The sequence below is a fragment of the Patiriisocius marinus genome (assembly GCF_008974325.1).
GTDB lineage: Bacteria > Bacteroidota > Bacteroidia > Flavobacteriales > Flavobacteriaceae > Patiriisocius > Patiriisocius marinus.
The window spans coordinates 92,828-118,202 of sequence record NZ_BKCG01000009.1 but is presented as its reverse complement, the minus strand read 5'-3'; the positions used below and the strand labels follow the sequence as shown (position 1 = coordinate 118,202).

General features: G+C 35.9%; 20 protein-coding genes and 1 tRNA gene. All 21 read right to left on the bottom strand.

From position 1 onward, the window contains the following. Window positions 1-105: 105 nt before the first annotated feature. Window positions 106-1,881 (bottom strand): efflux RND transporter periplasmic adaptor subunit, encoded by a 1,776-nt coding sequence (locus GBH57_RS14045; protein ID WP_151675133.1) that lies wholly within the window; start codon window positions 1,879-1,881, stop codon window positions 106-108. A gap of 133 nt (window positions 1,882-2,014) precedes the next feature. After that, window positions 2,015-2,503, bottom strand: coding sequence for a DUF305 domain-containing protein (locus GBH57_RS14040; protein ID WP_151675132.1), 489 nt, complete (start codon window positions 2,501-2,503; stop codon window positions 2,015-2,017). A gap of 77 nt (window positions 2,504-2,580) precedes the next feature. Continuing rightward, complete coding sequence (locus tag GBH57_RS16385; protein WP_373865840.1) at window positions 2,581-2,679, bottom strand: heavy metal-binding domain-containing protein; 99 nt, start codon at window positions 2,677-2,679, stop codon at window positions 2,581-2,583. Between the two features lie 154 nt (window positions 2,680-2,833). Then, window positions 2,834-4,027 (bottom strand): TolC family protein, encoded by a 1,194-nt coding sequence (locus GBH57_RS14030; RefSeq protein ID WP_235904722.1) that lies wholly within the window; start codon window positions 4,025-4,027, stop codon window positions 2,834-2,836. A 101-nt stretch (window positions 4,028-4,128) separates the two neighbouring features. After that, window positions 4,129-7,881 carry an efflux RND transporter permease subunit gene (locus GBH57_RS14025; protein ID WP_151675129.1) on the bottom strand — a complete coding sequence of 1,251 codons (3,753 nt, stop codon included), beginning with the start codon at window positions 7,879-7,881 and terminating at the stop codon, window positions 4,129-4,131. Window positions 7,882-7,989: 108 nt separating this feature from the next. Next, window positions 7,990-8,409, bottom strand: coding sequence for an HYC_CC_PP family protein (locus GBH57_RS14020; protein ID WP_151675128.1), 420 nt, complete (start codon window positions 8,407-8,409; stop codon window positions 7,990-7,992). Window positions 8,410-8,606: 197 nt separating this feature from the next. Then, a tRNA-Arg gene (locus GBH57_RS14015) sits at window positions 8,607-8,680 on the bottom strand. A 29-nt stretch (window positions 8,681-8,709) separates the two neighbouring features. Further along, window positions 8,710-9,162: a GatB/YqeY domain-containing protein gene (locus GBH57_RS14010; protein WP_151675127.1), complete on the bottom strand. Its 453-nt coding sequence runs from the start codon at window positions 9,160-9,162 to the stop codon at window positions 8,710-8,712. 128 nt (window positions 9,163-9,290) lie between these two features. Further along, the gene (ftsZ, locus tag GBH57_RS14005; RefSeq protein ID WP_151675126.1) at window positions 9,291-11,444 is read right to left on the bottom strand and encodes a cell division protein FtsZ; all 2,154 of its coding nucleotides are present in this window, start codon (window positions 11,442-11,444) and stop codon (window positions 9,291-9,293) included. A 112-nt stretch (window positions 11,445-11,556) separates the two neighbouring features. Further along, window positions 11,557-12,903, bottom strand: coding sequence for a cell division protein FtsA (ftsA, locus tag GBH57_RS14000; RefSeq protein ID WP_151675125.1), 1,347 nt, complete (start codon window positions 12,901-12,903; stop codon window positions 11,557-11,559). A 3-nt stretch (window positions 12,904-12,906) separates the two neighbouring features. Next, the gene (locus GBH57_RS13995) at window positions 12,907-13,623 is read right to left on the bottom strand and encodes a cell division protein FtsQ/DivIB (protein ID WP_151675124.1); all 717 of its coding nucleotides are present in this window, start codon (window positions 13,621-13,623) and stop codon (window positions 12,907-12,909) included. Continuing rightward, on the bottom strand, window positions 13,613-14,980 hold the full coding sequence (locus tag GBH57_RS13990) for a UDP-N-acetylmuramate--L-alanine ligase (RefSeq protein ID WP_151675123.1): 1,368 nt from the start codon (window positions 14,978-14,980) through the stop codon (window positions 13,613-13,615). Before GBH57_RS13990 ends, GBH57_RS13995 begins: the two co-directional genes overlap by 11 nt. Before the next feature lie 16 nt (window positions 14,981-14,996). After that, window positions 14,997-16,097 carry an undecaprenyldiphospho-muramoylpentapeptide beta-N-acetylglucosaminyltransferase gene (murG, locus tag GBH57_RS13985; protein ID WP_151675122.1) on the bottom strand — a complete coding sequence of 367 codons (1,101 nt, stop codon included), beginning with the start codon at window positions 16,095-16,097 and terminating at the stop codon, window positions 14,997-14,999. 29 nt (window positions 16,098-16,126) lie between these two features. Then, a complete protein-coding gene (locus tag GBH57_RS13980) occupies window positions 16,127-17,320 on the bottom strand; it encodes an FtsW/RodA/SpoVE family cell cycle protein (protein WP_151675121.1) in 1,194 nt (397 codons plus the stop codon). A 65-nt stretch (window positions 17,321-17,385) separates the two neighbouring features. Then, on the bottom strand, window positions 17,386-18,744 hold the full coding sequence (murD, locus tag GBH57_RS13975; protein ID WP_151675120.1) for a UDP-N-acetylmuramoyl-L-alanine--D-glutamate ligase: 1,359 nt from the start codon (window positions 18,742-18,744) through the stop codon (window positions 17,386-17,388). 13 nt (window positions 18,745-18,757) lie between these two features. Beyond that, a complete protein-coding gene (mraY, locus tag GBH57_RS13970) occupies window positions 18,758-19,990 on the bottom strand; it encodes a phospho-N-acetylmuramoyl-pentapeptide-transferase (protein ID WP_151675119.1) in 1,233 nt (410 codons plus the stop codon). A gap of 4 nt (window positions 19,991-19,994) precedes the next feature. Then, window positions 19,995-21,458 carry a UDP-N-acetylmuramoyl-L-alanyl-D-glutamate--2,6-diaminopimelate ligase gene (locus tag GBH57_RS13965; RefSeq protein WP_151675118.1) on the bottom strand — a complete coding sequence of 488 codons (1,464 nt, stop codon included), beginning with the start codon at window positions 21,456-21,458 and terminating at the stop codon, window positions 19,995-19,997. After that, window positions 21,455-23,458 (bottom strand): PASTA domain-containing penicillin-binding protein, encoded by a 2,004-nt coding sequence (locus tag GBH57_RS13960; RefSeq protein WP_151675117.1) that lies wholly within the window; start codon window positions 23,456-23,458, stop codon window positions 21,455-21,457. The genes GBH57_RS13965 and GBH57_RS13960 overlap by 4 nt, the downstream gene beginning before the upstream one ends. A gap of 4 nt (window positions 23,459-23,462) precedes the next feature. After that, on the bottom strand, window positions 23,463-23,780 hold the full coding sequence (locus GBH57_RS13955; protein ID WP_151675116.1) for an FtsL-like putative cell division protein: 318 nt from the start codon (window positions 23,778-23,780) through the stop codon (window positions 23,463-23,465). Window positions 23,781-23,797: 17 nt separating this feature from the next. Continuing rightward, window positions 23,798-24,709, bottom strand: a complete 912-nt coding sequence (gene rsmH, locus GBH57_RS13950; protein ID WP_151675115.1) for a 16S rRNA (cytosine(1402)-N(4))-methyltransferase RsmH — start codon at window positions 24,707-24,709, stop codon at window positions 23,798-23,800. Then, a complete protein-coding gene (gene mraZ, locus GBH57_RS13945) occupies window positions 24,696-25,163 on the bottom strand; it encodes a division/cell wall cluster transcriptional repressor MraZ (protein ID WP_151675154.1) in 468 nt (155 codons plus the stop codon). Before mraZ ends, rsmH begins: the two co-directional genes overlap by 14 nt. Window positions 25,164-25,375: the final 212 nt, after the last annotated feature.

Here is a 25,375-nt window from a genome sequence, read left to right as displayed (position 1 = left end):
TATTTTATCATTTGCAATTACAAACAAAGTTACTAGATTACAGAACAATACTATAATATGGAAATCTTAAAATATCTATTGAAGTTAGTTAATTACTTGCGGTGATTATTTGATTTCTTCAATTACACTACCACAAGTTAACATTTTGTCACCGTAGTAAGGATTACGAATATCTCTATCAGCACTTAACCAAACAGCACCTTTATTCTTGTTAGCCATTGGACATTTTTGAACATAAAGCATAGGGGCAATATCTTCCAGACTCATCGCAATAGGAACCATATTTTTATTAAGTACTACTAAATATTCACGTTGCATTTTCAAATTATCATTTGAAGCAATATCATCTAGCATTTCGATACTTTTATTAATATGCGATTGCTCCATTTTTCCTAAACTTGTTCTATCTGTAGATTTCAATGTTATTGATGTAGTTTTTGCCAAAATAGAAATCTGTTTGGTATCGTTAGCTACGAAGGCATCTTTCATCTTAAGATATGCATTTAATACTGATTGAAATTTTTCTTGAAACTCTTTTGGTAATTTGATCTCCATCGAAGAAGTTTCATTTACTTTATTATCTGCACCATCTTGCATTCCTACATGCCCTTCGTGGCCCGTCATTGTTTTGCCTCCTGTTTTATTCATCATAGACTTTTTACCTTGCAATTGTGCAGCAGCATCAACTGTGAACGTCCCGTTGGTTACAATTTCGTCTCCGTTATTTAACCCAGAAGAAACTTGATAATTTTCTCCAAGTCTATTTTCTAAAGTAACTTCGCGCATTTCAAAAACAGGCTCATTGGGGTTAGTTTTGATATACACAAGAGAACGTTCACCTGTCCATAAAACAGCACTCGCTGGAATGGTTACAGTACCAGAAGATGTTGCTTGAGTAATACCTTCAATTTTTCCAGTAACAAACATTCCTGGTTTAAATAAATCTTCTTTGTTGCTCAAAGTTGCTCTTAAAGTTACCGTTCTCGTTGCGTTATTTAAAACTGGGTCTATAAATGAAATAGTTGCGTCAAACTCTTTATTGACATAAGCATTTGTAGAAACCTTAATCTTTTGACCTTTTTTAAATTGTGATATTTGATTTTCATAGACATTAAACTCTGCCCAAACAGAATTCAAATTACTTACTTTTAAAATAGGCTGTCCTTGTTTGACATAGTCACCTTCTGCGGCCATAACCATAGTTACCGTTCCAGAAACTGTGGCGTATATTGGGAAGTTCTCACGCACTTGTCCAGAGGTCTCAATAGCCTCAATTTGCTTTTCAGAAAGTTTCCAGAGTTTCAACTTGTTACGAACAGCTTTATAAAGGGCTGGCTGCGATTCTTTTAATGACGCCGTAGTTAAAAGTTCTTGCTGTGCTGCTACTAGATTAGGCGCATAAATAGTAGCTAACAATTGTCCTCTATTTACTTTTTGCCCTTCATAATTAACATTCAGCCTTTCTATACGACCATCAAAATAGCTTGCCTGTACGGAATTATTTTCTTCATTAGTAGCTATTTTTCCTGAAAGTGAAATTATTCCGTCATCCTCAGAAGCTGCGCCATTACCAACAATCGTAGTTTGAATGTTAGCTAAAGCCATAGCATTCTCGGTCATTTTAATCTCATTAGCAGCTAAACCTTCCGCACCAGTTTCGGCAGGAATTAAGTCCATTCCACATATAGGACAATCGCTTGGTTCTGGTTGCATAATTTGAGGGTGCATCGAGCACGTCCACATTTGTTTGGTGTTCTCACTAGAATGATTGTGGGTAGGTGACTTTTGATTAGCGGTATCAGAATCATTTCCGAAGAAAAAATAACCCCCAACTAATCCCAAGATTAACGCTATTGCTATATATAAAATGTTCTTTTTCATAATATTTTATTTTACGTGATGAAACCTAACAGGTTTGTTTCTTTTGCGCTAGGGATTGAAGCGGTATCCTTTTTTGTGCTTTTTCTGCACAAAAAAGATTTAGCGTAAAGCCCGCTCGAGCGCCATAATTATTTTAATTATTATTCTCTAACCGTTTTATCATTTGCTTCATTTCTTCAATCTCTTTCTTTTGAGCTTTGATAATGTCATCTGCCAGCTTTTTAACCTCTGGGTCTTGTATATCTGCACGTTCACTTGTTAATATAGCTATTGAATGGTGTGGTATCATTGCTTTCATCCAGAGTATATCACCTACTGTAGACTTTTGCTCACGTACTAATCCTAAAGCTCCTAGAAACAATACTGAACTACCTATCAAAATAGCGATATTCTTCTTCTTATTTTTATACATATTAAGCATAAATAGGAGCATTATTACAGCCATAGTTGAAATACCTAAACAAACCATATAAAATCGAGTAAGACTAAATCGAACGTGATCAAATTCATAAGTATTTAAATACATTGTAATGTACATTGCTATAAATGATGCTCCTAGCATCAAAAAAAACGTAGTGTACTGACTCATCCCCTCTTTGTTGTTGTGTTGGTTTGAATTCATAATTTTGGTTTTTAAGTTATATTTAATTAATTGATTTTGTTCTTAATCTTAAGGCATTTGCAATTACCGAAACTGAGCTAAAACTCATTGCCAGTGTGATCTTCATTTTTCACAAGAGCCATTCCACAGGTGTCACATTTTCCTTCTTTATCACTACCACTATCTTTGCAATGCATAGGACATACGTAAACAGAAGTATCATCTTTTCCTTGTTTTTCTGTGGTTTGTGTTTTAGTTTCGGTTGTGTTTTCTTTACAAGAAACCATTGTTACTGCGGTAATTAATACCATTATTACTAAAATTGATTTGAAATTCATTGTTCTGTTTTTATTAATTTATTAGATAATTCACTATCGCACTCTGCAGGTAGTAGTTATTAATAGCTTCAATTTGATTGATTTGAAACTTTAATTGTAATTCTTGTATATCAAGCACATCATTAAAATCGATAGTTCCCGTTTCATAGTTCTTAATGAGAATTTGCTCAGCATATATAGCTTGCTTTAAATTTTTAGCTTGTGTGTTATATGCTATTCTGGACTGATTGCGTTGTGATACCGCTTTCGCGAAAACGGATTCTAACGCATTTAATCGCTCGTCCTTTTGCAAGTTGATTTCTTGCTGTCGCAGTTCATTTTGCTTAGAAATAGATTTATAACGATTGTTGAAAATGGGAATAGACACCGAAACCATCGGCATTAAAATATCTTTACCATTATCGCTAGGAAATGCATCTGTACGCTCACTTACAGGTAAGTAATCCACACCAAAACCTATCATTGGCAATCCTTCGCGCTGATTGAGTAATTCTGATTTCGCTACAGATTCATAAAGCTTATCGTACTTGAGTAATTCGGGATTTAATGCTAAACCGTCTAAAGTATTTATTGAGTCTATTTCTGGAATATTCATCTCTGTAGGAATAGTAATCAGTGCATTTTTTTCTTTATTTAATAAATTATTAAGTACAGTTTGCTCTGCGCTATATTCTTCTTCCAGCACCTCTATTTTCTGTTGCATTTCGTTCTGGCGTATTTGTAAACGCAGTACATCTACCGCACTGGCTTTTCCTACTTCAACAGATGTCAACGCTAATCGCTCGTAAGTATTTAAAAGCTGAATATTCTCTTCAAGCACTTCTTGCTTTGCCCGAATGGCGTATAGTCTATAATACGATTGAGAAACTGAAAGCGCTAACGTTCGTTTTGCAATCGAGATTTCAACATACTCAGCATCTGCCATTGAAGTGGCATAATTTTCACGTGCTGTGATGGTTCCAAACCAAGGCAGCATTTGTTTTACACCTATACGCGCTTGTTGCGCTCCTGTTCTGGTTTCTGGTGTGCTCACAAAATAGCCTGCGCTTATCTCTGTATTAGGAATCCAGTCGGCCTCATTAACCTTTTCTTCGGCTCTATTGTAGCGCAATTCAAAAGCTTGAATTTCTGGATTATTAGATTGTGCTTCGTCTATATACGCTTGTAGTTGTTGTGCTTGTCCGCCAATTGAAAATAGTCCAATCATTAAGATTAGGAAGGCGTTCAAGCGAGCTTTCACACTTCGGCTCCGATCAGCATAAACTTCTGCGGAAACAAACAAAAGAGAAAGAAATATGAGTGTTTTTTTCATTTATTCGCTTTTTTAAGTTGGTATTCTTTTTTCCAGCTATATAGTACAGGAAGTATAAAATAAGACGTGATGTCGATGACCATTCCACCAAAAATGGGGATCGCCATAGGAATCATTATATCACTTCCTTTCCCTGTAGATGTCAATACTGGAAGTAAGGCAAGAATTGTGGTTACTGTTGTCATCAGACAAGGGCGAATTCGTTTACCAGCAGCCTCAAGAGTTGCGTGTCTTATTCCTTTTATATCTGTTGGGTTTTCTCGGTCAAATGTTTGTGTGAGATACGTCGCCATTACGACTCCATCATCTGTTGCGATACCAAACAGCGCTATAAAACCTACCCAAACCGCCACACTTAAATTGATGGTCTTCATATTAAAAAGATCTCTCATATTCTCACCAAAGAGACTAAAGTTGAAAAACCAGTCTTGACCGTATAGCCATATCATAATAAAGCCACCTGCAAAGGCAACTGTGATTCCCGTAAAAACCATAAGCGATGTAGCAAACGATTTAAACTGAAAATACAGAATTAAAAAGATGATGACCAGTGCCAGCGGCACGACTACAGAAAGCGTTTTTTCTGCTCGTAATTGATTTTCATACGTTCCTGTAAAACGATAGCTTATTCCTGAGGGAACAATCAATTTTCCATTATCAATGTTCTTTTGAATTAATGCTTGTGCATTTTCTACCACATCCACTTCAGCAAAGCCTTCGAGCTTATCAAAGAGCACATAACCAATTAAGAACGTGTCTTCACTTTTTATAACTTGCGGTCCTTGCTCGTAGCGTATCTCTACCAATTCGCCTAAAGGAACTGGGCTACCTTTCTCAACGGGCACGTAAATCTTTTTAAGGTCATCAGGATTAGCTCGCAGTTCTCTTGGGTAGCGCACTCTCACCGCATAACGTTCTCGACCTTCTACTGTTTGAGTAAGTGGCATCCCACCAACAGCTACTTTAAGAACCTCCTGCACATCCATTACAGAAATGCCATATCTAGCGAGTTGTTCTCGTTTGATATCAATAAGTAAATAAGGTTTTCCAACAATGCGATCTGCAAAGACTGCTTGTTCTTTTACACCTTCGGCTTGTTTTAAAATACCTTCTAATTGTAAGCCGAAATCTTCAATCGTTTTTAAATCAGTCCCTTTAACCTTAATTCCCATAGGCGCTCGCATTCCTGTCTGAAGCATCACGAGTCTTGTCTCAATAGGTTGCAATTTTGGCGCAGATGTAACTCCTGGGAATTTAGTGACCTCAACTATATCATTCCAGATATCATCTGGGCTATTGATGTTTGGTCGCCAGTTTCGGTAATACTCGCCATCATTATCTTCAATTAAATCATCTCGATTAGCGGAAGACTGTAGACTTGCTTTATCATAATTTGCGTCATTCTCACCTTCATTATTAGGGTTTATGATGAACCTATTATTTTTAAGTACAAAAAGCCCATCATTATTTACCTTATAGCGTTGTCTATCGCCTTGAGCATTACGCATAAACTCAGATTTGTACTGAATCACATTCTCATACATCGAGAGCGGTGCTGGATCGAGGGCAGATTCGGTTCTTCCTGATTTACCTACTACGGTTTCAATTTCTGGAATACTTGCCACTGCCATATCGAGTTGTTGCAATACACGTTTATTTTCTTCAACTCCTGCGTGTGGCAAAGAAGTAGGCATTAATAGAAATGACCCTTCATTAAGTGCCGGCATAAATTCTTTACCAGTGTTACGCATAATTAAGAGCCCAAACGTCAATACGGTTGCTGGAATAATCAAAAACAGTAGCTTATTTACTAATGCCCAGCGTAATATTCTATCATAATACATTCTGAAAACAGAGAAAATCCCAAGTGTTCCAAAACAGATAATTGATACAAATATCAAATTCAGAATAATACTTCGGTCAAAACCCAATGGTCGCCAGTACTCTGCAAGAAGTATGATTATCGCTGTTGCAGATATGATGATGTTAATGAGGTTTGCACGCTTTCGCGAAAGCGTACCCCGCATAGTCAACAATGCAGTAATAGCAAAACCAATGAGAATAAGACCGAGCCAGTATCCATAGACTATTGCTGCGATTCCCAATAAAATAAGTATGCCGTTAAGAGCGTATCTAGAACGCTCACGGATGCTTGACTTCTTAAATAAGAAGGCTGCAAATGGCGGAATTACAAAGAGTGCTATAACTAATGATGCAGACAGCGCCATTGTTTTTGTAAACGCCAATGGACGGAATAATTTACCTTCTGCACCTATCATTGTAAATACGGGAACAAAACTGATAATCGTAGTAAGAACGGCTGTTAAAATCGCACCTGAAACTTCTGCAGTAGCGTTATAAATAACCTCGTTCATTGTGTAAGGCGTGCCATCTTCTTGCAATCGTAATTTCTCGTCGTCCAGATGCCGTATCATATTTTCGGCAAGTATGACGCCTACATCTACCATTGTTCCAATGGCGATGGCAATACCTGATAATGCAACAATGTTTGCATCTACATCAAACAGTTTCATCGCAATAAATACCATCAAAACCGCAACAGGCAGTAATCCAGAAATAAGGATAGATGCGCGTAGATTGAAAACCATAATGATAATTACCAAAATGGTAATCAATATTTCTAAGGTTAAGGCCTCATTTAGAGTGTGTAAAGTTTCTTGGATAAGCTCTGTACGGTCGTAAAAAGGAACAATGGTCAGTTGAGAGATGGTACCATCTGAGAGTGTTTTTGTAGGTAAACCAGAACTTAATTCTGCTATTTGCTCTTTGACATTAGTAATTACTTTCATTGGATTTGCTCCGTATCGTGCTACCACAACACCACCTACAACTTCGGCACCTTCTTTATCTAAAATACCACGCCTTGTCGCTGGCCCTAAATGAACATTTGCAACATCCTTTATACGAATCGAAGTGAAATTTTCTGAATCTACAACTGCATTTTCTATATCTGCTATCGATTTCACATACCCCAAACCACGCACAAGATATTCAGCTTGATTAATTTCTAAGGTTTGAGCACCGATGTCTTGATTGCTTTCTTTGACAGCTTTTGCTATCTGAGAGAGACTTATATGATATTGACGCATTTTTTCTGGGTCAATATCCACTTGATATTCTTGAACATATCCACCGATTGATGCTACTTCTGAAACACCGCCTGCAGAAGACAATCCATATTTCACATAATAATCCTGAATGCTACGTAGCTCTTGTAAATCCCAACCACCAGTTACATTACCGTCTTGGTCACGACCTTCGAGCGTGTACCAAAAAATCTGCCCTAGTCCTGTAGCATCTGGTCCCAAAGAAGGATTTACACCATCAGGTAACAAGTTTGCTGGAAGTGAATTTAGTTTTTCAAGAATACGGCTGCGCGACCAATAAAAATCTACGTCTTCTTCAAAAATGATGTAGATACTGGAGAAACCAAACATAGAAGAACTACGAATGGTTTTAACTCCAGGAATACCCAGAAGTGAAGTCGTAAGTGGGTAGGTAATTTGGTCTTCGATATCCTGCGGAGAACGACCTTGCCATTTTGTAAAGACAATTTGTTGATTCTCGCCTATATCTGGAATAGCGTCTACCGCTACTGGATTCGTAGGTAGAAACCCAGTATCCCAACTAAAGGGTGCATTTACAATACCCCAACCTACAAAAAGAGTTAAAAGAAGTACCGCTACAAGTTTGTTTTCAATAAGAAATTTAATCGCCTTATTAAGCATACGATTTGATTATTAGATAGTTGAAATTGTGCGAAGTATAAAATACCGTACACGAGATTTAGCCCACTACAGGTTAACTGCTGGGCTTCGTTTCAAAAATTCAATAGATCAAATAAGAAAAGTCTGGTGCATCACTTGCACGTCCTGTTTAACAAAGGGCGGCGAGTAAGCAACAAAAGGAACATCTGTAGTTGCAGTTCCTTCAAATAAATTTAAATAAGAATATGTAAATGATGCAACAAAAACTTGTTGTTCAAAACTGAGTGAGTCAAAAGAAACCTTTAAATCATCTTGCCCTTGCTTTACCATTTGTTCATCAGAGCAGCAAGATTTTTGCGATACCATTGGTTTTTTACAAGAAGTAGTCAATTGCTCTTTTTCCATTCCGCAAGTTTTTACTTGTTGCACAAAAGAAAAATCTACAAGCGTATCTCCACAATAATGCATATCAATAGTGAATGACATTGTAGTCATAAGAACTACAGTTGCCATAAAAACAGCTATTAATTTGTGGATGAATTGTTTCATTTAAAACAAAGTTAAATATTATTTCAACTTTATATTCCCTTTTAACATAACATTATTTGTCAATTTTTTAAAAAATAGTTTTATACCCCCAACATTAAATCATTTTTTATACATTTAATAATCAGACTATTAATCAAACTTTTTAGATAAAAAAAAGCTATTTAAACATTTAGTTAAAATAGCTTTAAGTGAAATTGTGACCTCGAAGGGATTCAAACCCCCAACCCTCAGAGCCGAAATCTGATGCGCTATTCAGTTGCGCCACGAGGCCTAATTAATCTCTTTAAAAAGAGAACATATTTAGTTTGCTAGCTTCTGCTTTACAATAGTGCTAATTGTTTTACCGTCTGCTCTACCCGCAGCTTTGCTATTTACAATACCCATTACTTTACCCATATCTGCCATAGAAGAAGCTCCTGTTAGCGCTATAGCATCCTCAACTAGCTTAGTAACTTCTTCTTCACCTAATTGCTCTGGTAAAAATTGTTCAATCACTGCTGCTTCTACTAATTCTGGTTCAGCTAAATCTTCTCTATTTTGCTCCTTGTAGATAGCTGCACTATCCTTGCGTTGTTTAACTAACTTTTGCAACAACTTAAGCTCTGCTTCTTCAGTTAGGTCTTCTTTTGCTCCACTTTCTGTTTGTGCCAATAAAATTGCACTCTTTACACTTCTAAGTGCTTGTAAAGACTGCGAATCTTTCGCCTTCATTGCTACTTTCATAGCGTCCATAATCTGTGCTGATAAACCCATAAATTCTGTCTTTTTAATGAATTGCGAAGATACCTAATTTTAAAATTACACGAAACAAAAAAGGCGCTTCGAACGAAGAGCCTTTAATGAATTAATCCCGTACAAGACGGCTAATTACTTTTGATAATTTAATCTACATTATCATGTAAAAAACTATTATTACTTCTTAAATCGATATCGTCATCATCTGTGTTAACTGATGTTCTAGACAAATTAACCGCTTCATCATTTGAAGTTTCAACGTCAATCCCCATACGCTTATAAGCCGGTTCTTTTTCAATATCATCAATTTTAGAAGCACTATTTCTAAACTTATAATTAAAATCCTTCATCTTTCTTTTACGGTCTTCCGTACGGTCACGCAACATTTTAGAAATAGGACTATTCATTGGATCAAAAGGAGCATTTTCTGTTTGCTCAGTTTCTTTAGCAGGAACTGTTCTAGTTTCAAAAGCGATCTCTTCTTCAGCCACTTTTTCTTCTTTTACAGTTGGTTTAGCGTTTATTAACTCGTCCTCTTTTTCCGTATAATCATCAAGACTGTAACGTTTAACGCCTTCTCTAGATACTTCACTAACTGGTACAACTTCCACGTGATCTCGAACTTCAATTTCCTCCACACTTGAAGTGATCACTTCGTCTACCTCTTCTTCTGCTTCAAGACTAAAACGTTTTACTTCTGTCATTTCCTCAGCAGCTTGCATTGGCATATCAAACATCAACATTTGATCTTGTACTGCTTCGACTTCTTTCTCTACCTCTTTGGGCATTTCTGAAATTGTAAAGGCTGTTGCCTCTTCTTTTTCATTAAAAGTAATCTCTGTGTTTTGAACTGGTGCTTTGGGTTCAACAATAACAAAATCGTTAACATCAATTTCGTTAATTACTAATTGCTCGAATTCAGCTAAATGATGAATATCAATTACATTGGCTTCAACATTAATATTTTTAATTAATTCTGAAGTTTCAATATAATCCTCAAAAGGTATTTCACGAGATACAATTGGTTCCTTATAAGGCGTTTCAGTAATCACAGTTTGTTCTTTAACCTCTTCCGTTAATGTAGGTGTTGGTATTTCAGATTTAAAAGTGATTTTCTCCTCTTCCTCTTCAAATAATGTATGACGAATAATTGGAGGAGGAGCTGGTTTTTCGTCCACAATTGTTGGAGGAGTTTCCTTAGGAAGCTCAACAGGTGTTGCCGTAACTTTTGGTGTTAAATCTAACTCTGCTTTATGCTCATCACCAAGTGTGTGAATAATTTTTTTTGTCTCTGTATTTGTTATTTCATTTTGTTGTTCTGCATCAAAACCCGTCGCAATAACAGTAATAGATATAGATCCTTCTAAAGTATCATCATCACCTACACCCATAATAATGTTAGCACTGTGTCCTGCTTCATTCTGAATGTGATCACTAATTTCCCCTATTTCATCAATAGTAATTTCCTCAGTACCAGACACTATTAATAATAGTACGTTTTTAGCACCAGCAATTTTATTATCATTTAATAATGGAGAATCTAAAGCTCTAGTAATAGCTTCATTTGCTCGATTTGCACCTGAAGCTGTTGCACTACCCATAATAGCAGTACCACTATTAGAGAGTACTGTTTTAGCGTCACGTAAATCGATGTTTTGTGTATAATGATGTGTAATTACCTCTGCAATTCCTCGCGCTGCAGTAGCTAAAACTTCATCCGCTTTTGAAAATCCAGCTTTAAAACCTAAATTTCCATATACTTCACGTAATTTATTATTGTTAATTACAACAAGACTATCGACGTTTTGACGTAAATTCTCAACTCCTAAAAGAGCCTGTTCATTTCTAATTTTACCTTCAAACTGAAATGGGATTGTTACAATACCCACAGTTAAGATATCCATATCTTTTGCCATACGTGCAATAATAGGAGCCGCACCTGTACCGGTACCACCACCCATTCCTGCAGTAATAAAAATCATTTTAGTATTAGAGGTTAACATACTTTTAATGTCTGACATACTTTCTACGGCAGATTGTTCCCCTATTTTAGGATTTGCACCGGCTCCAAGTCCTTCTGTAAGGTCCATTCCTAATTGAATCTTTATAGGAACTGAACTGTTTTCTAATGCTTGTGCGTCGGTATTGCAGATTACAAAATCTACTCCTTTAATACCTTGATTAAACATGTGGTTGATAGCATTGCTCCCACCACCACCAACACCAATTACTTTGATGACGTTCGATTGGTTTTTAGGCAAATCAAATGAAATGTTGTCAAATTCTGTGCTATTACTCATATACGTTATTTTGCGAGGTTTAATATCCTAATTGATTAACCTAAGTCAATCAAGTCTTTTTTATTTCTTATTTCGCTTTAGCGAACTATATTATTGTTTCAATTGTACTTTCTTACTCAGCGTTGTCAAGAAATTCTTTAAATTTCTCACCCCATTTTTCAAAGAACCCCTTTCGAGGTTGACTTACTGTAGGAGGTTCAACTTCTGTTTCTTCAATTTCTTCCGTAATTACAGTTTCAGTAGTTTCTACAACCTTTGGAGCTGCTTCAACTTGTGATTTAATAGATTGCATTCTTGCTTTATTTTCAAGACTGTTCATCACTAATCCAACTGCAGTAGCATATAACGGACTTGTTGTTTCGGCATCGCTGTCACCAGCTAAATGCTCATTAGGATAACCTATACGGGTATCCATTCCAGTTATATATTCTACTAATTGTTTTAAATGCGATAGTTGTGCACCACCACCTGTCAAAACAATTCCAGCTATAAGCTGTTTTTTCTGATCTTCATGACCATAATTTTTAATCTCTAAATACACTTGATCTATAATTTCCACAACGCGAGCGTGTATAATTTTAGATAGATTTTTAAGCGTAATTTCTTTTGGTTCGCGACCTCGTAAACCAGGAATTGAAACTATTTCATTATCCTTATTTTCTCCAGGCCATGCAGATCCAAATTTCACTTTTAAAAGTTCGGCTTGTTTCTCTATAATACTACAACCAGCTTTTATATCTTCAGTAATTACATTTCCTCCAAAAGGAATTACAGCTGTATGTCTAATAATTCCATCTTTAAAAATTGCTAAGTCAGTTGTTCCACCGCCTATATCAATTAACGCAACACCAGCTTCTTTCTCCTCTTGGCTTAATACAGCATTAGCTGATGCTAGAGGCTCAAGTGTAATTCCACTTAACTCTAATCCTGAACTTTTTACACAACGTCCTATATTTTTAATTGACGCTACTTGTCCCACAACTACGTGAAAATTTGCCTCAAGACGTCCACCATACATTCCTATAGGTTCTTTTATTTCAGCTTGACCATCAACTTTAAAATCTTGTGGTAGAACGTGAATAATTTCTTCTCCAGGTAACATTACAAGCTTGTGAACTTGGTTACACAATCTATCAATATCATCTACGTCAATAACCTCGTCGCTATCTGCACGGGTAATGTAATCGCTATGTTGTAAGCTGCGTATGTGTTGCCCTGCAATACCTACAACTACATCTTCTATTTTTATACCCGAAGATGTTTCTGCATCGGTAACAGCTTGTTGAATGGATTGAATGGTTTGCGTGATATTATTTACAACGCCACGGTGCACCCCCATACTTTTAGACTTTCCTATGCCTAAAATCTCCATTTTCCCATATTCATTCTTGCGACCAATCATTGCGACAATTTTAGTTGTCCCAATATCTAATCCTACAGCAATACTAGTATCTTCCATACCTTACTTTTTTGTTGCAACCACTTGGCTCCCAAATCTTAAATCGACTGTTTTATAATCTTCTAATGTTTTATCTTGTTTTGCTTTTTGATAAAATGCTTTATAATTCTGAAATTTCAAATCTATGGCATTTGTGTCTCCAAAAAGCACTTTATAATTATGCTTTCGCATTCTCAGTAGCACCATTTCTTCATTTGCCACATCAATACCAACAACACTCTTATTCATAAACTCATCCGCTCGTATGTTCTGCACTAAATGTGTTAATTGAGATTGAATTTTAGTAACATTCCCAGTTACTAAAGGCACTCTTGCTGTATACACCGAAGACAATGGCATTTTCTCCCCATCTTCATCTATGTAATAATCCGGTGAAGCTGATACCCTCGCTATCGGATTTCTTTGTTCAATTTTTGCTCCTAATTGCCCATCAACTGTTACAAATACATTTGCATCACGAATCATCTCGTTTTGGAGCAGTCTAGATTCCATCTCTTTCAAAACTAAGGTTTCTTTACTCAGGCTCGTAACACTGTCGTGATTTTGTATTAACATCTTATTAACCGAATTACGTGTTATAAATGGCGCATTTTGGTCTAAAAACTCAATGTCTATTTTAGTCAATTTGCGTTCTTGATTTCGCTTTTTAGTAAAGCCAAACAGCAACACTATTAGTGATGTCAACAACACAAACTTCAATAGTGCCCAATTAACTTTCATACGCTAAAGCTTTTGTAACTGATTCAACTTCAACACCTATGTCTCCGGCACCCACTAAAAGATTAACTTTTAATGCCGAAATTTTAATACTTTCTAATATTTCTTCTTTCGTTATTAATTGTGCTTTCGCGTCATTTTTCCGCTTTAATATTTCAGCTAACAACCACGTTGAATCAACACCTTCTAGAGGTTTTTCGCGAGCCGGATAAATATCTAAAATATATACTTCGTCAAATTGCGCTAAACTTTCTGCAAAACCGTCGATAAAATCGCGCGTACGAGTGAACAAATGCGGTTGAAAAACAATGCACTTTTTCTCGTTTGGGTACATTTCAGTTACTGCTTGATAAAGTGCATTCAACTCTGTTGGGTGATGTGCATAATCATCAATTAACACTAAATTTTTATTATTTATTTTATAACTAAAACGACGCTCAACTCCTTTGAAAGAAGCTAATGCTTTAGGAATTTTACTCACTGGAGTCCCTGCCAACAATGCCATCCCTAAAGCGGTAACTGCATTGTGTAAATTGTGATGACCCGGTAAATAAAACACTAAATTATCAATAGTTTCAGTTGGAGTTTTTAAATCAAATTTATACGCTCCATTTTCTATACGTACGTTTTCAGCTTTATATTGTGCCTCTACTTCAATAGCAACGTCTTTCCCTTTTAATGGCAACCCTTTTTTAAACAATAAATTATCCGAATTAGATACTAAAGCAGCAAAATCTCTAAATGAATTTTCAATTTCTGTAGCATTTCCGTAGATATCTAGATGATCTGCATCCATTGAAGTAATACAAGCTATATCAGGGCTCAATGTTAAAAAAGATCGATCAAACTCGTCTGCCTCAACTACTGTAATTTCCGTTCCATTGCTAATAAAATTAGAATGATAATTCTCTGCAATTCCGCCTAAAAAGGCAGTAACAGGCATATCGCAAGCTACCATTAAATGCCCTAAAATAGCAGAGGTTGTTGTCTTCCCATGTGTTCCTGCAACCGCAAGACATAAGGTATCTTGAGTTACCGCGCCTAAAAACTTAGAGCGCTTAATAACTTGGTACTTATTGTTAATAAAGTAGTTTAATATTTCACTGTCGTTTGGTATCGCCGGTGTGTAAACAACTAATGTGTTTTCTGCTGAAATTTTCTGCAACGGCAACTGGTCAACCGCATCCACATAATTAAGTGTTATCCCCTCAACAACTAATTTTTTTGTAAGCTTAGTTTCGGTTTTATCATACCCCATCACATCAAGTTCTTTGAGCGCTGCAAAACGAGCAAGCGCACTCATCCCTATGCCGCCAATGCCCACAAAGTATACCGTTGATATGTTGTTAAGTATGTTCACTTTAATTTTAATATTATTAGTTCTTTAATAATTTTTCAATCTCATCTACAATATGGTTTGTAGCATTTGGTTTGGCTAAACTTTTAATGTTTTCACTAAGCTTTTGCTGTCTCTCCTTATCATCAAGCAACGACTTAAGCAATGGCTCAAAGTTTTCATCTGCCTCTTTCTCTCTAAGTAAAATAGCCGCATCTTTTTCTGAAATACTCAAGGCATTTTTTGTTTGATGATCTTCCGCCACATTAGGGGAAGGAATAAACATAACAGGCTTACCAACCAAACAAACCTCAGATACCGAAAGTGCCCCAGCTCTAGAGATTATTATATCTGCAGCTGTATACGCTAAGTCCATTCTGTTTAGAAATGTATGCACTTTTACTGTTTCTGTTCCTTTTAATATATATTGATCTTCATACAATTTTCCACATTGCCAGATAACTTGTACTTGTTCTTTATCAAAAAATGGTAACGCTTTTTCGATAATTTGATTAATGCGTCTAGCCCCTAAACTTCCTCCTAAAACTAAAACTGTTTTTTTTGTTGATGAAAGTTTAAAAAAGTCTAGTGCATCAGCTTTAGTTTCTTTTATTGCAATCAAATCTTTCCTAACAGGATTGCCCGTTAGTACTACTTTATCTTTCGGAAAAAATTTATCCATTCCATCATAAGCAGTACAAATGCGTTGAACACTTTTACCCAACCACTTGTTTGTAATTCCGGCGTGACTATTTTGCTCTTGTATTAAACAAGGAATTCGTTTCATTGACGCTACCTTTAACACAGATGCACTTGCATAACCTCCTGTACCAATGGCAACATCGGGTTTAAACTTAGAAATCAATTTTCTAGATTTCATTAAACTGGAAATAAGCTTAAACGGAAACATTAAATTTTTAAAACTTAAGTTTCGTTGAATACCACTAATCCAAAGCCCTTCAATTTTATAGCCCGCTTGTGGAACTTTCTCCATCTCCATTCTATCATTCGCACCTACAAATAAAAAATCCGATCCCGGGTAACGAGATTTCAATTCATTTGCAATAGCAACTGCAGGGTAAATATGCCCTCCAGTTCCTCCTCCTGAAATTATAAACTTGTATGTTTTATTTGCTGCGATATATTTATTCTTTTATTAAAATTTCAGCATTATAGTGCTTCAGATAAAACCGCTAATGGGTTATCATTCTCTTCAATATCTTTTTCTTTTATTTCTCTTTTAGCACTCACGCTCAATATCATTCCTAATGCTAAACACGTCATCCATATACTCGTCCCTCCACTACTTACAAGCGGCAATGTTTGTCCAGTAACAGGAAACAACTCTACTGCTACAGCCATATTTATTAACGCCTGAAAAACAATAGGAAGCCCCACTCCTATCACTAAAAGCTTAGAGAACATTCCTTCAGATTTATGCGCCACTAAAACTAGTCGATATAACAAAAAGAGATAAAGCCCCATTAATATAAAACCACCAACGAGCCCCCATTCTTCAACGATAATAGCAAAAATGAAATCTGAAGAAGACTGAGGTAAAAAGTTTTTTTGAACACTTTTACCAGGGCCAAGCCCTTTAATTCCTCCAGAAGCTATTGCTATCTTAGATCTTTCAATTTGGTAATCTCCTTCCGTATCTGTTTTGTCCGAAAAATTCTCAACCCTACTTATCCATGTATCTACCCTATTTGGAAAAACCCCAGGAAACGCCTTAGCAGAAAGTACAAATAGCGTGAGCATTAGCAAACCCGCACCTAGTACTATTCCTAAATAACGTAGAGGATAACCTCCTACAAAAACCAACAAAGTAACCATTGCAAATATGATTGCGGTAGTTGAAAAATTGGCCGGTAAAATAAGTGCAAGTATTAAAAAAACAGGACCCCACAATGGAAGCAATGTTTCTTTAAAAGTGATTGCCTTATCCTTAATTCGTGATAAATAGCGCGCCACATAAGTCATTAGCACCACTCCAGCGAGCGTAGATGTTTGAAATGTAAAGCCCACAAGCGGCACACGTATCCATCTACTTGCATTTGCTCCGCCTATGGTTGTGCCTTGAGCTAAGGTAACCAACAACAAGACAAAAACCAATGGCAATGCAATTATCGATAGCCCCCTAAAATAATGATATGGTATTTTATGCACTCCATAAAGAATTGCAAAACCTAACATCAAGTGAGCAAAATGTTTAAACAAAAACTTGATAGTGTTTCCGTCACCGTACAAATACGCAAGGTTACTACTTGCGCTATAAACTGGCATAAACGAAAATATAGCGAGTAGCCCAGCTACTGCCCATATATATCTATCTCCTTGTATGTTTTTAAAAAAAGCTCTCAAGCTACTTATTAATTTATATGTACTAATTCCTACTCTTCAACCTTACTTACACAATTTTAATTCTACTACAAATGTCTTACAGCTTCTTTAAATTGTCTTCCACGATCCTCATAACTTGTAAACAAATCGAAACTTGCACAAGCCGGACTTAAAAGTACTGTATCATTGCGGTCTGCTAATTTGTACGCCACTTTCACAGCCTCTTGCATACCTGCAGTTTCAACAATCATATCACTTATATTACCGAAAGCCGCCTTAATCTTTTCGTTATCAACACCAAGACAAACTATCGCTTTTACTTTCTCATTAACAAGAGGAAGTAACTCTGAATAATCATTTCCTTTATCAACTCCACCAACAATCCATACCGTTGGTGTTGTCATACTATCTAAAGCATAAAATGTAGCATTTACATTTGTTGCTTTACTATCGTTGATATACATCACGTTGTTAATTTTAAGCACTTTTTCAAGACGGTGTTCAACACCTTGAAACTTTTCTAAACACTCACGTATTGTTTGTTTTCTAATTTTTAATAATGTGGCTACTGTACTAGCTGCCATGGCATTTTTTGTATTGTGTTGTCCTTGTACTCCTAATGTTGCTAATGGCATAGTGAATATGTTATTATGTAAGGTTATTATTATATTATTATCTTCTAAATAGGCACCTTCTTCAATTTTTCGTTTTATTGAAAAAGGTATTTTTTTCGCTTTAATCTCGTGACTATCTAACCACTTATTTATTTCAACATCATCTGCATCATAGATGAAATAATCATCTTCTGTCTGATTTTCAGTTATCCTGAATTTTGATGCGATATACTTATTATAATCGTACTCATAGCGATCTAAATGATCTGGACTTAAATTTGTTAACACCGAAATATGCGGCGCAAAAGCTACAATTCCATCTAGCTGAAAACTACTCAACTCAAGCACATAGTTTTCAAATTTTCCTTCTGAAACTTGAAGTGCAAAACTGTCGCCAATGTTCCCTCCAAGCGCTACATTTAAATCCTTTTTTAACAGCTCGTACACTAAAGTAGCCGTTGTTGTTTTTCCGTTACTTCCTGTGATACCAACTATGGTAGCATTTGTATAAGCTGAAGCGAATTCGATTTCAGAAATAACTTTCACTCCCTTTTCTAAAAGCGCTTTAACTATAGGTGCTTTTTCAGGAATTCCCGGACTTTTCATTACTAAATCTGCTGTTAAAATCCTTTCTGATGTGTGACCTCCATCTTCAAACTCAATCGCATTATTTATAAGAACTTGCTTGTACTTTTCTTTAATATTTCCGAAGTCTGAAACAAAAACTTCAAAACCTTTCTGCATCCCTAAAACAGCTGTACCAACACCACTTTCTCCTCCTCCGAGGATTACTAATTTTTTAGGCGCTTGATGTTCTATATTGGATTCCATGACCTTTAATTATTTATCTAATTTTTAATGTCACAACCGTTAGTATTGCTAGAAAAATTCCAACAATCCAAAATCGAACTACAATTTTACTCTCGTGAAAACCACCTTTTTGATAATGGTGATGTAATGGTGACATCTTAAATATTCTTCGTCCTTCACCAAACTTCTTTTTTGTATACTTGAACCAACTCACCTGTAACATTACTGACAGTGTTTCCATAAAAAAGATTCCGCACAACAATGGAATTAATAGTTCTTTTCTAATAATGATAGCGATTACAGCGATAATTCCTCCTATTGTCAAACTCCCGGTATCTCCCATAAAAACTTGAGCGGGGTATGCATTATACCACAAAAACCCTATGAGCGCTCCCACAAATGCCATTGTAAAAATTGTGACTTCTCCAGTGTTTGGTATATACATTACATTGAGGTAATCTGAAAAGACAAGATTCCCTGAAACCCAAGCAAATAAGGCAAGTGTTATTACTATTATAGCTGAAGTCCCCGCCGCAAGACCATCAATACCATCTGTCAAATTTGCTCCGTTTGACACTGCCGTAATTATAAAAATTACTATTGGAATAAATATGATCCAGATGTACGATTTGTACTCTTCGCCAGCCCAAGAAATAAGACTCTCATAATTGAATTCGTTTTCCTTAACAAAAGGTATTGTAGTTAGTAATGTTTGCTCCTCTGGATAAAACTCTCTTGCCGAACTCTGTGTAATACTTTCAACAGAATTCACCGGGTTGACTTTCTCTCTCTTAACGGTTACATCAGGGTGAAAAAACATAATTGAACCGACAAAAATCCCTAATCCTACTTGCCCTAAAACTTTGAACTTTCCAGGCAATCCAGCTTTATCATTTTTAAACTTTTTTAAGTAATCATCAATAAAACCAATGATTCCCATCCACAATGTCGTTACAATCAACATGATGACATAGATATTTTCGAGCTTAGCAAATAACAATACAGGAATAAGTGTCGCAAGAATAATTATTATCCCACCCATTGTAGGAGTTCCTGCTTTCTCAACCTGACCTTCTAATCCTAAATCGCGAATAGTTTCGCCCATTTGCTTTCGCTGTAATATGCGAATGATTTTTTTTCCAAATATTGTAGCGATTATTAAAGATGTAATAACAGCAAGTGCCGCCCTAAAGGTGATAAACCCAAAAAGGCTCGCCCCTGGCATTTGATATTCTTTCTCTAAAAATTCGAATAAATAATATAACATTTACTTACTTATTTAGGGCGATTAATAGTTCGTTTACAATTTTGAAATCATCAAAATCTGTTCGTTCTCCGTTAACTTCTTGATACGTTTCGTGTCCTTTTCCTGCAATTAAAATGATATCATTTTCAGCAGCCATTTGACAAGCAGTTTTAATCGCCTGTTTTCTATCTGTTATTGAAAGTGTCTTTCTGAAATTTTCTGGCGACACTCCTTTTTCTATTTCTTCAATAATAGCTTCAGGGTTTTCAGTTCTTGGATTATCACTTGTAAAAATCACTTTAGTACTAAGTTGTGATGCAATGTGCCCCATTTTAGGACGTTTAGCAGTATCTCTATCACCACCACAACCTACCACGGTAATCAATTCTTCATTTCCAGTTCTGATAGTATTAATTGTTCCTAATACATTTTTCAATGCATCTGGCGTATGAGCATAGTCTACAATTGCAGTAATATTTTTTTCTGAAATTTTAAACTGAAATCTTCCATCAACACTTTCAAGAGTACTTATCAATTGTAAAATTTCAAGCTGCTCTAATCCTAATAATTCAGCTGTAGCATAAATTGCTAATAAATTATACGCATTAAAATTTCCGATAAGCTTAACCCACAATTCTTGGTTATTTATCTTAAGTAACAAACCTTGAAACTGATTTTCTAAAATCTGAACTTTATAATCTGCAACAGTTTTTGCTGCATAGCTATATTTTCTTGCTACGGTATTCTGTAGCATCACATCGCCATTTTTATCATCGGCATTCGTTAATGCAAAAGCAGTTTTTGGCAATTGATCAAAAAACAACTTTTTAACATCTCGGTATTCTTTAAAATCTTTATGATAATCAAGATGGTCGTGTGATAAATTAGTAAAAACACCTCCAGCAAACTCTAATCCTGAGGTTCGTTTTTGATCTATCCCGTGAGAGCTAACTTCCATAAAACAAAAGGAAACTCCAGCATCCACCATTTCACGCAAAAACTTATTTATTGTTAAACTATCTGGTGTAGTGTGTGATGCATTAAGCTGCGTATTCCCAACCATTATTTTAACCGTTGACAACAATCCAGCAACATAACCTGCTTTTGAAAACAAATTATATAGCAATGTAGCTATTGTTGTTTTCCCGTTTGTACCAGTAATCCCAACTAACTTTAATTCTGTCGAAGGATTATCGTAAAAGTTAGAAGCCATCATTGCTAAGGCCTCCTGACTATCTTTCACTTGGATATACGTAACACCATTTACAGTTTCTAGAGGAAGTATTTCACAAACAATAGCAATCACACCTTTATCAACAGCACCTTTTATATAGTTATGACCATCACTTAATGAACCATTGATAGCAACAAAAACATCATCAAGACCAACTTTACGACTATCAAAATTAATATCACGAATAGCCACACTCGTATTCCCTAGCACTTTCTCTAGAGGAACTTTGTACAATATGTCTTTTAATACTATCACGATAAATTAAGTGTTATTTCAGTTCCTTTTTTTGGAGATTCTCCAGCAGGTATTGATTGATTTTTCACAGTTCCATTACCAGCTACAATTACTCTATATCCTAAGTTTTCTAATAAAGAAACTGCATCCATTCCAGCCATACCTTTAACATTAGGAACCTTATCAATACGCTTTTGCACTTTCGTATAGTAACTCTCGTAGTCTGCATTTACTATTTTCTCTACAGCATTGATATCTGCTATTTCTGCTTTTAATGGGCTGTCAGTAAATATTTTTTGAGCGATACGTTTAAACACAGGACCTGTAACATCGGCTCCATAATACCCTTTTTTAGTACTTGGTTTATGGATTACAACTATGCAAGAATACTTAGGATTCTCTGCCGGAAAATATCCTGCAAATGATGAAACATATTTTGGATCTTTAGCCCAAGCACTAGCATCACTATAATCCGTTCTTGCCGTACCTGTTTTCCCTGCCATTGAAAAATTTTCAGAATACAAACTTCTTCCTGTTCCTCTTTGCACAATATTTTTCAGAACCTCTTGTATTTGATTAATGGTATTTTGAGATGCTATTTTCTTATTTAATATTTCAGTATCATAAAAAGCAATTTGCTCATTCCACGATTTAATTTCCTTAATAAATTGTGGCTTCACCATTACACCATTATTAGCAATAGCATTGTAAAAAGTCAATATTTGTAAGGGTGTCATACTCACATTATATCCATAAGCCATAGATGGGAGTGCATTTCGACTCCATATTTCATCTCCCACTTCGGGAATAATTGGCGCTCCCTCTCCCTTTATTGAAATTCCAATTTTCTTATCTAATCCCCACGATTTCACTTTATCAGTAAACTTTTTAGGATCATCTTTATAAGCACCATCAATTAAACGCGCAAAACCAATATTCGATGATACCTCTAAAGCTCTTGCTGCTGAAATCTCACCATAACCACCACGTTTAGAATCAGTAATATTTCTTCCATACATTCTCACTCTACCCTGTTCAGTATTCACTACCGTAGCAGTATCAATCACTTTTTGCTCTAAGGCAACCGTCAACGCTACAGTTTTAAAGGTGGACCCAGGCTCACTAGACTCTCCAACTGCATAGTTTAATCGTTCGTAATAACTTCCGTTTTTACTCTTACCTAAATTAGCAACAGCTTTAATATCACCAGTTGCTACTTCCATTACAATTACACTTCCGTGATCTGCTTCATAATCTGTCAACTGCTTCAGCAATGCGTGATGAGCTATGTCTTGCATATTCACATTGATTGTAGAAATTACATCATATCCATCTTGAGGTTCAATTTCATTTTCGTCATAAACAGGTTTCCATCTTCCTTTAGAAATTTTCTGTTTTAATCGATGTCCTTCTTTACCACTTAATTGTTTATGAAATGCTCCTTCTAATCCTACAGCATAATATCCAGGCGTATTTCGATCCTCATTCCCTACTAATCTTTCAGCTATTTTTCCCATCGGGTGTTCGCGAACCGTTCTTGGTTCAGCAATAAAACCACCACGATTAGGACCTAACCTAAACAGCGGCATTTTCTTTACTCGTATATAATCTGAATACCCTAAATCGCGAGCAACTAATAAATACCTATTTTTATTTGATCGTGCTTTTCTAAATAAGTTTTGGTAATATGAAGCAGGCTTCCCAAACATTTTAGAAAGCTCTTTAGATAATGGAACTATATTTTCTTTGAAATTTTCTTCTTTTACTGTAACCGCATCAAATCTAATTTCATACTTAGGAACTGAACTTGCCAAAAGACTACCATCATCTGCATACACATTACCTCTGTTAGCTGGAATAGTAAAGTTTTTAGTAGTGTTTTTAGCGGCAAGTTCACGATACTTATCACCCTCATTAAACTGAATGTCTAACAATTTTACAGCAATAAGCAGCGCAAAGAGAAACATACCTCCGGCGACAAAATATAAGCGGTTTAATATGTTTTTTTGTTCTATGGGCACCGCACTACTGTTTTTTTATGATACTTATTTTTTGTGGTGGCGTTTCGCTTGGTTGTAAACCTCGCTTTGCCATCGCTTGTGTTATTTTACTCTCCATTTTTATTTGGGTTACTTGCTTACGTATATCCAAATACTCACTCTTTAACTCCTTTACATCATTATTCAATTGAGCTATTTTATGTACTTTTTTATCTGCTGTATGACTACTTCCAATCATCACCAAAGCAAGAAAACTTAGAAAAATGATAAACCTCCAGTTTTTAAAGGCATCATCACTTACAAGGAATTTCCCTTTCAATATGTTAGCTATACTTTGCTTCATTTGTTGCTTAAAAGAAACTACTTCAGCTTTGGAGCTAAACGTTCAGCTATTCGAAGTTTAGCACTACGAGCTCTGTTATTCTGTTTTATTTCGGCTGCATCAGGAATGATAAATTTCCCTACAGGTTTAAGAGGAACATCTACCCTTCCAAAAACATCTTTTTCTGGCTCTCCTTCAAACATGCCATTACGCATATATCGCTTAACCAATCGATCTTCAAGACTGTGATAACTGATTAAACTCAACCTTCCGCCTGGCTTAATCACCTCAATTGTTTGAAGTAAAAACTCCTTTAAAGCCTCAAGCTCTTGATTTACCTCAATACGAATTGCTTGATAAATCTGAGCTAATATTTTATTCTCCCTGTGCTTAGGTAAAAATCTACCCAACGCTTCTTTTAATTGCTCACTAGTTTTAATAGGAGTAGCTTTTCTAGATTCACAAATAATTCGTGCCATACCCGCTGCAGCCCTTAACTCCCCATATTGAAACAAAACATTTCTCAACTGGCCTTCTTCATAATTATTAACCACATCGTATGCAGAAAAAGCACTATTCTGATTCATCCTCATATCAAGATCTGCTTCAAACCTTGTTGAAAAACCACGCTCAGCAACATCAAATTGATGAGATGAAACACCAAAATCGCCTAATATTCCATCAACCTCTTTAACACCGTGAAACCTCAAAAAACGCTTCAAGAATCTGAAATTTTCCGGAATCAAAGTAAATCTAGAGTCATCAATAATATTCTCCAATGCATCAGCATCTTGATCAAAAGCGAAAAGCTTTCCTTTTGGCCCAAGCCTATTAAGAATCTCCCGAGAATGACCACCACCTCCAAATGTGACATCTACATAAACTCCGTCCTCCTTAATATCGAGCCCGTCCACCGTTGGGTGTAATAAAACTGGATTATGATATTCCATCGCTATCTGTATCTCCCATTACTTCCTCAGCTAAATCAGCAAAATCGCCTGCTGCGTCTTCTATCGCTTCTTCATATTTAGATTTATCCCAGATTTCCACAATATCAATTGCAGATGAAACCACAACTTCTTTTGTGATTCCTGCAAAAGCCTGCAAATCTTTAGGAATTAACAACCTTCCAGTCGCATCTAACTCCACTGTTTTAACACCAGCCGTAAAGCGACGTATAAAATCATTGTTTTTACGACTAAAACGATTGAGTTTCCCCATCTTTTCCATCAACATATTCCATTGCTCCATAGGGTACAATTCCAAGCAGGGCTGAAAAACCGCTCGCTTAATCACGAAACCGTTAGCCATAGCTGGAGCCAGTTGCTTTTTCAAAGGAGACGGCATCATCAGCCTTCCTTTTGCATCTGCTTTACACTCGTATGTCCCTATTAAATTGAGCACTAAATACTTAGAATTTGGATTGTGAAAGTCCAAATATAAAAAGTATTTACCACTTTTTACCACTATTTACCACATTGTTAATAAGTTTTACCACTCACAACACCTAACAGGAGTTAAGTTTATGGTTTTATGCAAGTTGCATTATAGAACTACAGTTATTTTGCTTCTGAAATTTTAAAGATTTAAGCCATTGAAATGCTCGATAAAAGATT

Bases quoted from the DNA above. Each gene is read 5' to 3' on its own strand.
- GBH57_RS14045 (WP_151675133.1), bottom strand. From the start codon at position 1,881: ATGAAAAAGAACATTTTATATATAGCAATAGCGTTAATCTTGGGATTA.
- GBH57_RS14040 (WP_151675132.1), bottom strand. From the start codon at position 2,503: ATGAATTCAAACCAACACAACAACAAAGAGGGGATGAGTCAGTACACT.
- GBH57_RS16385 (WP_373865840.1), bottom strand. From the start codon at position 2,679: ATGCATTGCAAAGATAGTGGTAGTGATAAAGAAGGAAAATGTGACACC.
- GBH57_RS14030 (WP_235904722.1), bottom strand. From the start codon at position 4,027: ATGATTGGACTATTTTCAATTGGCGGACAAGCACAACAACTACAAGCG.
- GBH57_RS14025 (WP_151675129.1), bottom strand. From the start codon at position 7,881: ATGCTTAATAAGGCGATTAAATTTCTTATTGAAAACAAACTTGTAGCG.
- GBH57_RS14020 (WP_151675128.1), bottom strand. From the start codon at position 8,409: ATGAAACAATTCATCCACAAATTAATAGCTGTTTTTATGGCAACTGTA.
- GBH57_RS14010 (WP_151675127.1), bottom strand. From the start codon at position 9,162: ATGGGTTTATCAGCACAGATTATGGACGCTATGAAAGTAGCAATGAAG.
- ftsZ (WP_151675126.1), bottom strand. From the start codon at position 11,444: ATGAGTAATAGCACAGAATTTGACAACATTTCATTTGATTTGCCTAAA.
- ftsA (WP_151675125.1), bottom strand. From the start codon at position 12,903: ATGGAAGATACTAGTATTGCTGTAGGATTAGATATTGGGACAACTAAA.
- GBH57_RS13995 (WP_151675124.1), bottom strand. From the start codon at position 13,623: ATGAAAGTTAATTGGGCACTATTGAAGTTTGTGTTGTTGACATCACTA.
- murD (WP_151675120.1), bottom strand. From the start codon at position 18,744: ATGGAATCCAATATAGAACATCAAGCGCCTAAAAAATTAGTAATCCTC.
- mraY (WP_151675119.1), bottom strand. From the start codon at position 19,990: ATGTTATATTATTTATTCGAATTTTTAGAGAAAGAATATCAAATGCCA.
- GBH57_RS13955 (WP_151675116.1), bottom strand. From the start codon at position 23,780: ATGAAGCAAAGTATAGCTAACATATTGAAAGGGAAATTCCTTGTAAGT.
- rsmH (WP_151675115.1), bottom strand. From the start codon at position 24,709: ATGGAATATCATAATCCAGTTTTATTACACCCAACGGTGGACGGGCTC.